At 50.8% G+C, this 13,893-nt stretch carries 14 protein-coding genes, 1 other RNA gene and 1 other annotated feature; of the genes, 1 reads left to right on the top strand and 14 read right to left on the bottom strand.

Features of this window, described 5'->3' with window-relative positions; translation table 11 throughout:
- Positions 1–63 precede the first annotated feature (63 nt).
- Genes IV45_RS01020 through IV45_RS01030 form a run of 3 tightly spaced genes read right to left on the bottom strand, consistent with a single transcriptional unit; the run spans position 64 to position 4,755 of the window.
- Positions 64–1,014, bottom strand: coding sequence for a Ppx/GppA family phosphatase (locus tag IV45_RS01020; RefSeq protein ID WP_057739767.1), 951 nt, complete (start codon positions 1,012–1,014; stop codon positions 64–66).
- Positions 1,007–3,265, bottom strand: a complete 2,259-nt coding sequence (locus IV45_RS01025; protein WP_057739769.1) for an RNA degradosome polyphosphate kinase — start codon at positions 3,263–3,265, stop codon at positions 1,007–1,009. The genes IV45_RS01020 and IV45_RS01025 overlap by 8 nt, the downstream gene beginning before the upstream one ends.
- Positions 3,265–4,755 (bottom strand): hypothetical protein, encoded by a 1,491-nt coding sequence (locus IV45_RS01030; protein ID WP_057739770.1) that lies wholly within the window; start codon positions 4,753–4,755, stop codon positions 3,265–3,267. Before IV45_RS01030 ends, IV45_RS01025 begins: the two co-directional genes overlap by 1 nt.
- 194 nt (positions 4,756–4,949) lie before the next feature.
- Positions 4,950–5,193, top strand: a binding site (T-box leader).
- Between the two features lie 80 nt (positions 5,194–5,273).
- Between IV45_RS01030 and brnQ the strand changes: the two genes are divergently transcribed.
- Positions 5,274–6,650: a branched-chain amino acid transport system II carrier protein gene (gene brnQ / locus IV45_RS01035; RefSeq protein WP_057739772.1), complete on the top strand. Its 1,377-nt coding sequence runs from the start codon at positions 5,274–5,276 to the stop codon at positions 6,648–6,650.
- A gap of 76 nt (positions 6,651–6,726) precedes the next feature.
- On the opposite strand, the gene IV45_RS01040 is transcribed toward brnQ, so the two are convergent.
- The 11 genes from IV45_RS01040 to ffs form a co-directional block, all read right to left on the bottom strand.
- Complete coding sequence (locus tag IV45_RS01040) at positions 6,727–7,494, bottom strand: acyl-[acyl-carrier-protein] thioesterase (protein WP_057739774.1); 768 nt, start codon at positions 7,492–7,494, stop codon at positions 6,727–6,729.
- An 8-nt stretch (positions 7,495–7,502) separates the two neighbouring features.
- Positions 7,503–8,363, bottom strand: coding sequence for a 16S rRNA (cytidine(1402)-2'-O)-methyltransferase (gene rsmI, locus IV45_RS01045; protein WP_057739776.1), 861 nt, complete (start codon positions 8,361–8,363; stop codon positions 7,503–7,505).
- Positions 8,347–8,715, bottom strand: a complete 369-nt coding sequence (locus IV45_RS01050) for a DNA replication initiation control protein YabA (protein WP_057739778.1) — start codon at positions 8,713–8,715, stop codon at positions 8,347–8,349. Before IV45_RS01050 ends, rsmI begins: the two co-directional genes overlap by 17 nt.
- Positions 8,716–8,730: 15 nt before the next feature.
- Entirely contained in the window at positions 8,731–9,729 is a 999-nt protein-coding gene (gene holB, locus IV45_RS01055) for a DNA polymerase III subunit delta' (RefSeq protein ID WP_057739780.1), read from the bottom strand.
- Between the two features lie 16 nt (positions 9,730–9,745).
- The gene (locus IV45_RS01060) at positions 9,746–10,066 is read right to left on the bottom strand and encodes a cyclic-di-AMP receptor (RefSeq protein ID WP_057739944.1); all 321 of its coding nucleotides are present in this window, start codon (positions 10,064–10,066) and stop codon (positions 9,746–9,748) included.
- 24 nt (positions 10,067–10,090) lie between these two features.
- Positions 10,091–10,735: a dTMP kinase gene (tmk, locus tag IV45_RS01065; RefSeq protein ID WP_057739781.1), complete on the bottom strand. Its 645-nt coding sequence runs from the start codon at positions 10,733–10,735 to the stop codon at positions 10,091–10,093.
- An 11-nt stretch (positions 10,736–10,746) separates the two neighbouring features.
- Entirely contained in the window at positions 10,747–10,995 is a 249-nt protein-coding gene (locus tag IV45_RS01070) for a YaaL family protein (protein WP_057739783.1), read from the bottom strand.
- Positions 10,996–10,998: 3 nt separating this feature from the next.
- A complete protein-coding gene (gene recR / locus IV45_RS01075; RefSeq protein ID WP_057739785.1) occupies positions 10,999–11,598 on the bottom strand; it encodes a recombination mediator RecR in 600 nt (199 codons plus the stop codon).
- 15 nt (positions 11,599–11,613) lie between these two features.
- On the bottom strand, positions 11,614–11,928 hold the full coding sequence (locus tag IV45_RS01080; protein ID WP_057739787.1) for a YbaB/EbfC family nucleoid-associated protein: 315 nt from the start codon (positions 11,926–11,928) through the stop codon (positions 11,614–11,616).
- Between the two features lie 27 nt (positions 11,929–11,955).
- Positions 11,956–13,692 (bottom strand): DNA polymerase III subunit gamma/tau, encoded by a 1,737-nt coding sequence (gene dnaX, locus IV45_RS01085; RefSeq protein ID WP_057739789.1) that lies wholly within the window; start codon positions 13,690–13,692, stop codon positions 11,956–11,958.
- An 80-nt stretch (positions 13,693–13,772) separates the two neighbouring features.
- Positions 13,773–13,859: signal recognition particle sRNA small type (gene ffs, locus IV45_RS07725), an RNA gene on the bottom strand.
- Positions 13,860–13,893 lie beyond the last annotated feature (34 nt).

Genomic DNA, 13,893 nt, shown 5'->3' on the forward strand with positions numbered 1-13,893 from the left:
ACTACTGACTCCTCCAATTTTATTTGATTAGATTAATTATAGCATTTTTACTAAATATTTTACTTAAATTTCCTGCAAATCTTCCAAATCAACGTGGTGGTTCAGGTATTCAAAGAGCAAGCCTTCTCGCAAACCGTTGTTGCTGAAGGTCACTTCTGGCATGTTCAACTGCCGCAGGATGGCCATTAGAGGCAAGAGTCCGCCAATGATCACATCCGCCCGCGAACTGTTGATCCCACGAATCTCGGAGCGGCCGGCCCGGTCGGTACTGAGCAGCTCATACATCAGCTCATAGGCGTCGTTGGTTTGAATGGTCAAGCCGTGAACGGAGCGCACCTTGTTCGGATTGGAATTGAGCTTCCACCGGTACATCTTTGCCAGCGCCCGGTTGCTGCCACCCAAGGCCACAACCCGTGTATGCCGTGCCCGGTTGAGCCAGCGCTGGCCCGCCAAAACCTGATCCACCTTGATGATGGCGTCATACAAGTCGGCGGAGTCAACTTGGTCGTTTAAGTGGTAGTTTTGTGATAATAAGACCGATCCAATCGGCAGGCTGATCAATTCCTCAGCCTGGCCCTCATCAACTAGGATCAACTCCATACTGGCACCACCAGTATCCATGATCAAACCGTTCTCCAGCGGCAGAGTATTGGAAACCCCAACGTAATCAAGGTAGGCCTCCCGCTCACCAGAAATCACGTGAAAGGTCAGGCCAGTTTCTTTCTTCACCCGCTCCAGGAACAACTGCTGGTTTGTGGCTTGCCGAACTGCCGCCGTGGCCACGGCAATCAAGGTAACGTCCAGGCTTTGGCAAACCTCTTTATAGCGCTTCAGGGTGTCGATCGTCCGTTGCATGGGCCCCTCTTGCAGCATGTGTTCGGGACCCATGTTTTCTGACAAACGCACATACTCTTTTTCGTAGCGCAGTAACTTGGTTTGTCCGCCGCTAAAGATTTGGTTGATCCGCAAGCGGCACGAGTTTGATCCTAAGTCGATTACAGCTAAATTACTCATCAATGTCCTCCTCGTTGTGCTTCAGGTGCAGTAACGGAATATGTTTGCTCAACGTTTCGAAAACACCATTCGCACCCGATTTGTGGGCCTTTTCGTCACGCTTTTGCGCCTTTTCCTTGGCTAATGCTTCATCCATGAAGTGCTGCTGGCAATTGAAGGCTGGCGCACCGTCACGTTGGATGCGGACATAATCGTCACCAACCAGCCGCCGTGCCTTGACGTTGTCTTTCCACATATCCTTGAAAATCTGAATGGCCTTTGCTTTGGCATCAGCTTCTTGAACAGGGTACAGCTCTTCTACCCGCCGATTCAAGTTCCGGGTCATCATGTCGGCACTGGCCAGGTAAATCTCTTCGTGACCGTTGCCGATGAAGTAGTAAATCCGTGAGTGTTCCAGGAAGCGGCCGACAATGGAGTGGACCTCAATGTTATCGTGTAATTCCGGCAAGTCGTTGCGCAGGCAGGTGATGCCCCGCACGATCAAGTGCACTTTGACCCCCGCATTGGCTGCTTCGTACAAATGAGCAATGATCTGTTTATCCGACAACGAATTCATCTTCATGCAGATCATGGCTGGGTTGCCATCTTCGGCAATCGCAATCTGCGCATCAATCTTCTTGTTGATGAAGGCCCGAATGCCATCCGGCGAAACATGCAGCTTGTGGAAGTAACGCGGCCGCGCGAAACCAGACAGCATGTTAAACAGGTTGGTCATGTCCTGGCCCAGTTCATAGTCACAGGTAAGCAAACCCATGTCGGTGTAGAAGTTAGCAGTGACATCGTTGTAGTTACCAGTGCCCAGGTGCATGTAACGACGGATACCATCTTTGTCCCGCCGAATAACCAAGGCTAACTTACAGTGGGTCTTCAAACCAGCCAGACCATAGATAACGTGACAGCCCATCTGTTCCAGGCGCCGGGCCCAGCGGACATTGTTCTTTTCATCGAACCGTGCCTTGACTTCAACTAGGACCGTTACCTGCTTACCGCGTTGTGCTGCCATGCCTAAATATTTAATGATTGGCGAATTTCCGGAAACCCGGTACAAAGTCATCTTGATCGCCAAAGTTTCCTTGTCAATGGCCGCTTGATGAATGAAGTGGACCACGGACTGGAAGCTCTCATAAGGGTGCTGGAGCAAGTGGTCCTTCTCCCGAATAGCGGCAAAAATATCGTGATCCATATCCAAGACCGGATCTTGGTATGGGGTGAATGGTTTGTAGCGCAGTTCATTATGGCCAGTAACCTTACCAGACAGTTTCTTCAAGAAGGTCAGGTCCACTGGTCCATCGACCCGGTAAACCGCCTTTTCCGAAACGTTCAGATTTTCGGTCAGGTGTTTCTCCAACCAGGAGTCAAAGTCGCGTTCAATTTCCAAACGCATGACCTGGCCGTGTTCCCGAGCCCGCAGCTGGTGTTGAACCGCCCGCAGCAAGTCGGAGGTATCTTCTTCGGCCACATCTAAGTCCATGTCCCGCATAACCCGGAAAGTGCCGCTAGCCAGAATGGTGAAACCCGGGAACAGGGCCGCCATGAAGTTCTTGATGATGTCATCGATCAGCACGAAATGGTTCTTGCCGGGCAGCTTGACCAGCCGTTGGTAGTTGCTTGGGACCCGGATGGTGGCAAAGTCCATGTTGTCGGGATCATTCTTCATTTCGTGGGGCTCTTGGATTGTCCCCTTCACTTCTTGGTCCCCTTCCAAGATTTCCTGCTTGGAGACTTCCTTTGCATGGGCATCCCGCATCAATTTAACGGCCACGTTCAAGGAGCCGTTGTTAATGAATGGGAACGGCCGGGAAACATCATCCGCTAACGGTGTCAACACCGGCATCAGTTGGTCATCGAAGAAACGCTGGGCAAATTCATGGTCGTGCTCGTCCAAACTGCTGACCGGCAGAATCTTGATGTCCTCTTTGTTCAGATCCGGCAGTAGATGTTCATTGTAGACTTGGTAACGCTTTTCGACCATCCGGTGTTCCTTTGCGTTGACCGCATCCAATTGTTCTTGGGGTGTCATTCCGGAAGCATCCGTTGTGGTCACATGAGCCGCACTCAGTTTATGCAAGGAAGCAACCCGGACCATGAAGAATTCATCCACGTTGCTCTGCGTAATGCCCAAGAAATTGGCCCGTTCCAATAACGGGTTGCTCGGGTCCATGGCTTCTTCCAAGACCCGACCATTGAAATCAATCCATGATAATTCACGGTTAACATAGTTTTGTGGTTGATAGAAGTCTTGATACTCCATTATTTCTCCCCCTCAACAATCAATTGCGGATGCAGTCCGTAGACTTCGGTGAACAGACGGTTCTTCCGCTGGAACGCCCATCCTTCAAGTACCAGGTCGTCCGTCGTGATTACCCGGATCTGCAAGTCGTTGCCAACCAATTTCAGACGAACATGAATGATCTTTTGCAACCGCGAGTCGTCCAGTGAATCGGCCACCCGCAAAATGGCAGCCAGCTGGGCAACCTGCAATTGAATGGCACTATCCAACTGCATGTAGTGTGGTTGGTCAACTTCTGGTGTTTCGGCACTGTGATAACGCGAAACTTCGGCCACCACTTGATTTTCACGATCCGACAGGCCAATCAACGGCCGCGCTTCCAAGATATAGGCTGAATGCCGGTAGTGCCCCTGTGGATTGATGAAGTTCCCAATATCGTCAACCTTGCAGGCAATCTCCAAAAGCAGCCGGTAATGGTCGTCCAAGCGGTGAATCGGCTTTAAAGCATCGAATAATTGCAAAGCAACCTTGGTAACGAAGCGCTTGTGGTCGGAATCGGCCCCATAACGTACGGCCAGGTTGTCGGCTTCGGTCTTGACCATCCGGGTTAGCTGTTCCGGATCGTGTACGATTTCGTCCAAGCCGTTAATTTCGTCAACCCCGGTTAAGTAGAGTTGATTCGTGTTCAGCAAACGCATCGTCTGGCGCAAGATCAAGTAGCCGGGCAGAACCCATTGCACGCTTTGTTCATCAGCTTGGTACTCTGCCGCTTGCTCTTGCAAAGAAGAATCCAGCAAGTGGTGGTAACGATTCATGAAGTCGTTTTGGTCGTACTCCACCACCTGATCGAGCTTTGACTGGCTAGTTTTCAGCCGAGACAATCCCTGGACATACAAAGTTGACGCCTCGCCGTGACCCAATTCGGGCACCAGATATTCCAGCTTGGAACTGATGTAGTCGGTAATGATTTCACTTGGTGTGACAGTCGTCTGCCGCAGGTTATCGGCCAGTTGACTCAGACGTGCCTTTCCCAGGTCGATTTCATATGAGGTGACGTAATTGCCATCCTTGAAGTAGGCCAGATCACTGATACTCAGTCCTAAACAGAGGACATAGCCGGTCAATGGCTTGTGCAAGGATTGCTTGACGTTATTGTTAATGGCACTGAGCAGCCCCGCCAAACGTTGATTCTTATTGATCCAATCAATGTGCAGACCGGTACGGACCTTGATCTGACTGGCAACATACTCACCGGTCATTGAATTCATGTCGATTAACGATCCGAATAAGCGGTAGTTGGTCACCGCGTAATCCTTCATAATCCGCTTGAAGCCTAACAAGTTGCTTTCGATCGTATCGATATTTTCCGGATAGTTACCGATCCGATTGGTACCCACGTGAAGTGAACCAGAATCGGCTTGGGTAATCAATTGATGACGGTCATTATCAACAATCCGCAAGCTTAAACGGTCTGGTTGTAGATACATGTATCCAACTAAGCCTTTTTCCATTATCTCCACTTCCTGTTATTCGTTAGTTTTAGAATACCACGTTAGGCTTTCTCATTGAACTTAAGAAAATATTTTGGTTGACTTAACTTTGCCCATTAGATTTATCTTAGAAAAAAGATTAGATTTTTCTCATAATTCTCTTGACTTCGCCATCTGCTCGGTTTATGGTATTAACAATTTCAAATCACGGTACAAGAAACACGATGAAGGGGAAAGTAATCTTCCTGGTCAGTGCAAAGCGAGCCTATGTCAGTGTGAGTTAGGCCACGGTCAGAAAGATGAAAGTAGCCCCGGAGTGACTAGAACGACCATCCTGGAAGTTTTAGGCGGGTACGCCCGTTATAGCGCCACCGTATCTGATTTTTTCACGTACGGATTGAGGCACTACCAGTGATGGTGGTGTAAATGAAGGTGGTAACACGCCCACGCGTCCTTTCTGAGCAATTAGCTCGGGAAGGACTTTTTTTGTACCGTCGATGAGAATCAATTTTGAGCATTTATCAAAGGGGTTGACAATTATGACTAACGAAAAATTGAACTTTAAGCGCACAATTATCATTGCTTCACTGATTTTCGGCATGCTGTTTGGTGCCGGCAACCTGATTTTCCCCGTTCACCTAGGTCAGATGGCTGGCGGTCACTGGCTAACCGCGAGTAGTGGCTTCCTGATTTCCGGAGTTTTAATTCCCTTAATGGCCCTGCTGGCAATTTGTATTACCCGGTCCAACGGTATTTATGACCTGGCCAAGCCAATTGGTCACTGGTACGCCTTGGCCTTCTTAATTTTAATCCACGCCACTCTGGGTCCACTCTTTGCGACCCCACGGACGGCCACTGTTCCTTACACTATTGGTATTGCACCACACTTGTCGGCCGCTCACAACACCATGGGACTTTTGATCTACTCAGCGCTGTTCTTTGCCATCACTTATTACTTTGCTGCCCGGCAAAACAAAATCACCAGCCTGATCGGTAAGTTGCTGAACCCAGCCTTTCTCTTGCTATTGTTCTGTTTATTCCTGATGGCTTTTTACCGGCCGCTAGGAGCTGCCAACGCAACTAACATCACCACTCCTTACCTGCACAATGCCTTTACCAACGGTTTCCTGCAGGGATACAACACTATGGACGGCCTGGCCTCACTGGCTTTTGGGATCACCGTTATCACTGCCATCCGCGCTTTCGGCCTGAAGAAGCCCAGCCATGTTGCCCTTGCCGCTGCTAAGAGTAGCTGCTTTGGTTTGGCCGGAATCGCTTTAATCTATCTCGGCCTGACCTGGTTAGGTGCTACCAGCCTTCACCACTACAGCCTCGCCGCAAACGGTGGCATCACCCTGGCGCAACTGGCCCACTACTACCTTGGAACGATAGGTGACGCACTTCTCGCCACTCTAGCGACCATCACTTGCATGACTTCGGCAATGGGCTTAGTAATTGCCTTCTCCCAAGACTTTCACCGCCGTTTCCCCCGTATTTCCTACAAGACATTTCTTCGCTTCAACTGCTTATTGTCCTTCTTGGTTGCCAACTGCGGGCTGAACCAGATCATTGCCTGGTCAACGCCAGTATTGATGTTCCTCTACCCCTTAGCCATCACCTTGATCATCTTGGGGATCACTTCGCCACTCTTCAACAACGATCCGTTGGTTTACCGGATCACCACTGGGCTGACCCTGATCCCGGCCTTCTTCGACATGCTGAACGCTGCACCAGCGCCATTGAAGCAATTATCATTGATCCAAAGCCTGATCTCTTTTGCCCAGCACTACTTCCCATTCTTCAACAATGGCTTCGGCTGGCTGAGTTTTGGTATCTGCGGCATGTTGATCGGCTTCTCCTGTCACCTTTTTCAGCAACGGTCAACCGCTAACCGCTTAATCGAACGTGACAACTAACTATCAATGTACAAAAAAATAGCTGCCAATATCTGGATACCCAGTATTGGCAGCTGTTTTGTTCTCTAATAATTGATTAAATCTTTTGCCAATCAAAGCTGGCCGACGCATGCGTCTGACCGGCCACCTGAATGACGTGTTGACTGGTCATTTCATCAGCATCCGCATCAAACGGCGCAACCATGCTCGTGACCAAGGAATGTGGCCGCACCTCATGCCGGTAGTTCAGCCGAAAACCAGTCAGCCGGTGATCAGCGAGAAAGCCGGCCGGCAAAGCATCTAACAGCCATTCAACATAGCGGGCGTTATTTACGTGACCATTGCTATCAATGTCGGCATAACGGGTTTGATAGTCCTTGCTCTGCCAACGGTCATCTACTTCCACCTTGTCGGGCGACTTAGGCCGCGGCAAACGAATCGTCGCTTTTTGCTCATAAGGGGCCATGATTGCTTCCGGAATTGGCGTCATCTTCCGCTTCTTCAAGTCCATGAAGGTAAACATGCCACGGACGGTTGCCACTTGCTTGCCCGCCGCATTTTCCAGCCAGAAATCACGGACAACGAAAAAGCGGTTATAAGCGGCAATCTTGCAACCAACGGTAATATTCTCGCCATCCCGCGGCAATTCTCCGTTCAAGTGACCTTCATAGTCGAGGATCACCCAGCCAGCGCCAAACTTTTGCGTGGCCTTCATGCCGGTGCCCAATGAATCATTTTGTTTTTCCGACGCTAAAATCATCAGCATCAGCATCATTTCAAGACTTAAGTGGCCAGTATAGTCACAGTCAAAATAGGCGAGCTGATAATTCATCCGGTATTCTTTGAGGGTTTCTTTCTCTTCCATGTCTACTCCTAAAACTGATGGTATTGCTGATAGAGGACCTGCCGCTTGATCCCCAGGCGCTTGGCCACTACCTTGATGGCCTCATTCGTCGATAGGCCGTTCACAATTTCCTTTTCAATCTGCTCCCGTGGCGTGCCACTGGTTTCTGCAGCCGCCTTCTCTGGATGGTCGTTGCCGGCTACCAAGATCACGAATTCGCCCCGTGGTGCCTGTTGACTAACATGTTCCAGCAGTTCGCCAAGACTGCCGCGCGAAAACTCTTCGTAGCGCTTGGTCAATTCCCGTGCCAGGACGGCCGGCCGATCGCTACCAAACACTTCCACCATGCTCTGCAGGGTCTTCTTCAACCGGTGCGGTGCCTCATAGAAGATCAACGTCTCGGGATGGTTCTTCAGTTGATTCAACTCGGTCAACTGCTGCTGGTGCTTCCGGTCTAAAAAGCCATAGAAGTAAAAAGGCTGTGGTGCCAGGCCCGAAGCAATCAGTGCCGTTAAACCAGCATTGGCGCCTGGCAGCGGAATGACTGGAATCCCAGCTTTGACGGCGGCTGCAACCAGTTCCTTGCCGGGGTCCGAAATGGATGGCATCCCCGCATCGCTGCACTGAGCCATCACGGTGCCGGCTTGCAACTTTTCCAGCAGCTGCGGTACCCGCTGTGCTTTATTGTGTTCATGCAGTGAGATTGATTTGGTCTCAATACCAAAATGGTTCAGCAGCATCTGCGTATGACGGGTGTCTTCGGCGGCAATCAGGTCCACAGTTTTCAATACTTTGATTGCCCGCATCGTCATATCGTCCAGGTTGCCAATCGGTGTCGGCACCAGGTAGAGCTTGCCGCCTTTGGATTGGAAACTAGAGACTGTTTGCATGTGAATGCCCCTTTTCCTTTGGTTCGTGCCGGCCATAGATGGTTTCTAGGCAGAAAGTACAAGATTCGTTCTTGCCCAACCGTTTGCCGTACATGTCGTTGCACACATGGAAGCCTTCTTGGTACAGCTTCTTTAAGATCTTTCGCGAATTAGACAGGCCCTCGTCGTTGTCCTTCTTCCCGGTTAATTGGGAGCGCAAATGCTCGTTTTCCATCGATAGTTTAACGTTTTCGGCCAACAGCTGACTGACTTGGTCGGACAGGGCATTGATGCTTTCCAAGAGGTCCTTGGTTTGCTTCGTGACGGTGCTAAACCGATCATAAATGCTTTCTTGATCACTTTTTTGAACCATGTGGAACTCCTTTCATCACAAATGCGCAGTTTCTTTCAAGATCCGCAGTGTTTCCTGCTCAGCAACATTTTGGAAACTGATATTCTGATCCAACAACTTGCGGCTGGTCAACGCGATGTGGCTGGCCGCCAATACTTGATCCACCGACAACTGACGCAAAGCCGCCTGCAGAGTGGATTGATAGTGTTGATAATAAAGACGGCCATCCGCGTGTGACGCAATGACCAGCGCATCCCGCCAGATTAAAGACATCAGGTCCAGGCACGTGGCTTCGCGGTCATGACCGGATACTAAGGGGACAAAACTCTCCTGGATATCCACAAAACTTTCCAGGTTACCCGTTGCCGTCTCCTTAAACCAACGGACAATATTGGCCACCACCTGTTTCAACCAGTCATCCTGCATCCAGGATTGTGCTTCCGTGACCGAGTCAGTTAGGCCAGTGACGATCGGCTGCAACTCCTGGGGAACGCCAGCTGTCGTCAATTGCTGGGCCAGCGAATCCGGACTCAGTGGCTGCATTTCCACAATCTGGGTTCGTGACTGAATGGTCGGCAACACCGCATTCTTGTTATTCGAGAGCATGAAAATATAGATGCCCGGCCCTGGTTCTTCAATAAACTTCAACAGGCTGTTCGCCGCCCCGGTGGTCAGCTTGTCGGCATCTTCAATGATGAAGACCTTGCGCTGGCCTTCCATGCCGGACTTGGTGAACTCAGCCTTCAAGTGACGAACTTGATCCACCTTGATCTGCCGACCCTCTGCTTTGGCCACCACCACGTCGGGATGGTTGCCGCTCAAGACCCGCTGACACTCGGGACAAGTCAGGTCCGGGCGACCATCAGTGACGTGGCGACAGAACAGCATCAAAGTCAGCCATTGTGCCAACTCCTGCTTACCCGCACCATCGGGCCCCACCAGCAGATAGGCGTGCGCCAGTTCATGATGAGCAATCACCTGCTGGAAACGGTGCAGAATGGTTGGTTGTAATTTTTCTGCCTTCAATTCCGGCAAGGCTGGTCACTCCTAACTAGAAATGGAACATTGAATCAACGGGTAGGACAAAGACGGTTGCACCGCCAACTTGCACATTAACGGGCATGGAGTTGGCAGCATTATCAATGTATGCCGACGGGGTCATGAACTGCTCACGCGTCTTGGCATGCTTCTTGATCACCGCCAACACATCATCGACCTGCTCGTCTTTGACCACAATCATGAAAGTTGAGTTCTTTGACTGCAGAAAGCTCCCCGTGGTGGATAGTTGGGTCGCCCCGAAATGCGCCTTCGCGAGGGCAATCCGCAAATGGTTACTGTCCTTGTTCTGCACAACTGCGATAATCATTTTCATCATTCATAACCTCCAGTTATTTGCCTAAGCTAAGAGCGATGGGAAACGAGAGTGGATCAGCTGCTTGACCTCTTGGATAACCGTGGCCAGATCCACATCGGCGTCCACGACCACAATCCGGTGGGGATGGCGTTTAGCCAGGGTCAGAAAGGCCTGACGCACCCGGCGATGAAAGGCCAGCTTTTCCCGATCCAAACGGTTAACCTGGTCGGACCGGTGCTGGGCAATCCGCTTCAGCCCCACTTCAGACGGCACATCCAGATAGACCGTCAGTTCAGGCAGCAGGTCATGGATGGCAAACTCGTTCAACTCCCAGATGTCGTCAATACCCAAGTGACGGCCGCCACCCTGGTAAGCGACGGAACTGTCCACATAACGGTCGCTCAAAACCACCTTGCCCGCACGTAAAGCCGGTTCAATGTCTTCAACCACATGCTGACGACGGGCTGCTGCGAAAAGCAACGCCTCCGTTCGCGGATCCATGTTCGTGTTTTGATCATCAAACAATACATCGCGGATCTGTTCAGCAATCCGGTCACCACCGGGCTCCCGGGTTAAGAGCACCTGGTCCTCGCCCAACTGCTCGCTCAAAGCTTGATTGACTGCCTTGAGGACGCTGGTTTTGCCTGCGCCATCTGGTCCTTCAAACGAAATAAAAATTCCCTTCATCCTGCTCATCCTTACTGTTGAATCACGAGGTCGCTCAGATAACCATGCAGCTTACGGGCCCGCGCCTTCTTGTAGAGATAGAGATACTTCTTCTCTTGTAGCTTGGTGCGGTCCGCCAGCTCGGTGTTGACGTGGCTTTCATAGACGGCCTTCTCGGTTTCTTTAGCATGGTCCCAACTGTGCTTGGTTTCATAGATCAACTGCAGCAGGTTGTGGTTGCCAATCTTGGCCATCCGGTGCTGATCACGTTTGAATAACATTTGCTACATCTCCGTTCGTCCTTCAACCGCCTTAAACAGGGTCACTTCATCCGTATAGTCGATGTCGGCGCCTGCAGACAAACCGTGAGCCAACCGAGTGACTTTGATCCCGGCCGGCTTGATCAGTTTTGCCAAATACTGGGCGGTCGTTTCACCATCAACAGAAGCGTTAGTGGCAATGATGACTTCCTTGACCTCGTCATGCTTCTTCAGCCGCTCTAACAGGCTGGGAACGTTGATATCCATCGGCCCGGTTCCGGCACTGGGTGAGATGGTGCCATGCAAAACATGGTAGAGACCGTGGTACTCGTTCATCCGCTCCATCGCCATCACATCGCGGGAGTGTTCCACCACAATGATCTTGCTCTGGTCACGCGACTTGTCTTGGCAGATCGGACATGGATCATCTTCCGTGATGTTGCCACAAATACTGCAATAGTGCAGGTCCGATTTAACCGCGGTGAGCGCACTGGCGAAGTCCTTAACATCGTCTTCATCCATTCCCAGGGTATAGAAAGCCAGGCGGGTAGCGGTCTTTTCACCGATCCCCGGCAGCTTCATGTAGCTGGCAATTAATTTTGCAATCGGTTCTGGATATTGCATGGCGTCACCTGCCGATTAGAGGCCCAAGCCCTTGGTGTACTTGCCCATCTTCTGCTTCGTGGCGTCATCGACCTGCTTCATGCCGTCGTTAACAGCCGTTAAGATCAGATCTGTCAGCATGTCGATGTCGTCAGGGTCAACTGCTTCCTTCTTGATTTGCAGGTCCAATAACTTCTTTTCCCCGTTCATCTTGACGGTGACCATGTCATCAGGCGCCTTGCCAACAAACTCCTGCTGGGCCAGATCCTGTTGCTCAGCCATCATTTGCTTCTGCATCTTCTGTGCCTGTTTCATCATTTGTTGCATGTTCATGCCGTTCATTCCACGCATTGTTTGTTCATCCTTTCAATCTTCAACTTAATCGTCTTTAATCTCTACCTGACTGGTGCCAAATAGCTTTTTGGCCGTTTGCGAAATCTTCGTCTTTTCCGGATCGGCCGCTTTAGGTGCAGCTTCGGGGGCTTTTGCTTGCCCGGCCTTCTTTGCGCCCTTTTGATAATAACCTCGTTTGGCCAAAAAATCATGCCGAATCTGGGGCCATTTTGCTGTTGGGACAAATGACACTTTCCGTTCATCGCCGGCTACCTGCTGGATCGCCTGCTGGACATTTTCCGCCAAGCTGCCGAATGTCGCCCGTTTGAGCAGGAAGTTGTTATCAAAGGCCACTACAACACCTTCTGGACTGGCTGCAACCGGTGAGGACAAGGTGATCAATGACTTGTGTGCCGGGTCCATCACATTGAGGATGTCGGTCCACATGTTTTTCAAGTTCACCAAATCCTGCTTAGTAGCATTGTCTAATACCTGGTAAATTTTTTCCAGGTTAATGCGCACATGCTGATGGGCTGGCGCAGTGGCGGTCCGCTTAACGGTAGCTTTCGTCTTTTGTACCGGTTGACTGGCTTGATTCTTGAGGTCGGCCAACTGTTTTTGCAAGGACTGGATCTCCGTTTGCAATTGCTTAACTTCTGCACTCGTGGCTCCATCGGCTGCTGCTTCATTACCTGCATCCTGAATCTGACACAGGCGAATGGTCATGACTTCCAGGTAAACATCCGGGTGGGTGGTAAACCGCATCTCGTCCTGAATTTCGTTCAACGTGTCAATCATCTGGTAAAGGGTCTTCGTCGATGCGGCTTGGGCCAACTGCTTAAAGTCATCCTCTGACAAGCCGGTCGCCAGCACGTTAATCAACTTAGGCGACTCTTGGTAGAGCAGGACGTCACGGATGAAGGAAATCAGGTCTTCGATGAAGCGCTGACCATCCTTACCCTCGTCCAGGATCTGGTCCATCGTGTGCAAAGCGCTCGCTGCGTCATGACCTGCTACTTGCAGGAAGTACGATTTCTGCAGCTGCTTGGTCACACTGCCGGTCACCAGCAGAGCATCCTCAAGTTTGACGTGGTCGCTGCTGAATGACAACACCTGGTCCAGGATACTCAAGGCATCACGCATCCCACCTTCTGCGGCGTTGGCAATCACCCAGAGGGCCTTCTCTTCGTACTGATCCTTTTCGGCATCCAAAATGTACTTCATCCGGTCAACCATGTCCTGGGCGGTAATCCGCCGAAAGTCGAAGCGCTGAACCCGGCTAATGATCGTCAATGGGATCTTGTGCGGCTCAGTGGTGGCCAAAATGAAGATGACATTTGCCGGTGGCTCTTCCAGTGTCTTCAGCAAGGCGTTAAACGCACCCGTCGACAACATGTGAACTTCGTCGATGATGTAAACCTTGTAGTCAGCCTGGGTCGGCGCATACTTTGCCTTGTCGCGGATGTCTCTGATTTCTTCGACCCCGTTGTTGGAGGCGGCATCGATTTCAATCACGTCATTTAACTGGCCATTGGTGATCGCCTTGCAGGTTTCACATTTATTGCAGGGCTCACCGTCCTCTCTATGGTGACAGTTGACCGCCTTGGCAAAGATCTTGGCCGCCGACGTCTTACCAGTCCCCCGCGGACCGGCAAACAGGTAAGCGTGACTGATCTGTTGATTCACGATGGCATTCTTCAGTGTCTTCACGATCACTTGCTGGCCGACCACTTCGTCAAAACGCTGCGGCCGCCAAACCCGGTATAATGCTTGATAGCTCACTTTTGGCCCTCCTGAATCATTTTTAGTAAATAAGGCTGGTGAAATAACAATGTATTCACCAGCCTTACGGTTAATTTCTCTCAAACTTAGGACACAAGATGCATCAGACTTAGTGCTGCTTCCTTCCGGACCTGACACGGTTCGTGAGCGCACCCTTGTCCTAAGGGCTTTCGCCGAAAATTATTCTACACTATTTAAGTC

Origin of the sequence: Limosilactobacillus secaliphilus, assembly GCF_001437055.1 — a bacterium.
Classification (GTDB): Bacteria; Bacillota; Bacilli; order Lactobacillales; family Lactobacillaceae; genus Limosilactobacillus; species Limosilactobacillus secaliphilus.

Excerpts from the sequence above, each read along its gene's own strand:
- IV45_RS01080 (WP_057739787.1), bottom strand. The coding sequence starts at position 11,928 with ATGCGTGGAATGAACGGCATGAACATGCAACAAATGATGAAACAGGCA.
- rsmI (WP_057739776.1), bottom strand. The coding sequence starts at position 8,363 with ATGCAAACAGTCTCTAGTTTCCAATCCAAAGGCGGCAAGCTCTACCTG.
- IV45_RS01070 (WP_057739783.1), bottom strand. The coding sequence starts at position 10,995 with ATGTTATTCAAACGTGATCAGCACCGGATGGCCAAGATTGGCAACCAC.
- tmk (WP_057739781.1), bottom strand. The coding sequence starts at position 10,735 with ATGAAGGGAATTTTTATTTCGTTTGAAGGACCAGATGGCGCAGGCAAA.
- recR (WP_057739785.1), bottom strand. The coding sequence starts at position 11,598 with ATGCAATATCCAGAACCGATTGCAAAATTAATTGCCAGCTACATGAAG.
- IV45_RS01020 (WP_057739767.1), bottom strand. The coding sequence starts at position 1,014 with ATGAGTAATTTAGCTGTAATCGACTTAGGATCAAACTCGTGCCGCTTG.
- IV45_RS01030 (WP_057739770.1), bottom strand. The coding sequence starts at position 4,755 with ATGGAAAAAGGCTTAGTTGGATACATGTATCTACAACCAGACCGTTTA.
- IV45_RS01025 (WP_057739769.1), bottom strand. The coding sequence starts at position 3,265 with ATGGAGTATCAAGACTTCTATCAACCACAAAACTATGTTAACCGTGAA.
- IV45_RS01060 (WP_057739944.1), bottom strand. The coding sequence starts at position 10,066 with ATGAAAATGATTATCGCAGTTGTGCAGAACAAGGACAGTAACCATTTG.
- brnQ (WP_057739772.1), top strand. The coding sequence starts at position 5,274 with ATGACTAACGAAAAATTGAACTTTAAGCGCACAATTATCATTGCTTCA.
- IV45_RS01050 (WP_057739778.1), bottom strand. The coding sequence starts at position 8,715 with ATGGTTCAAAAAAGTGATCAAGAAAGCATTTATGATCGGTTTAGCACC.
- IV45_RS01040 (WP_057739774.1), bottom strand. The coding sequence starts at position 7,494 with ATGGAAGAGAAAGAAACCCTCAAAGAATACCGGATGAATTATCAGCTC.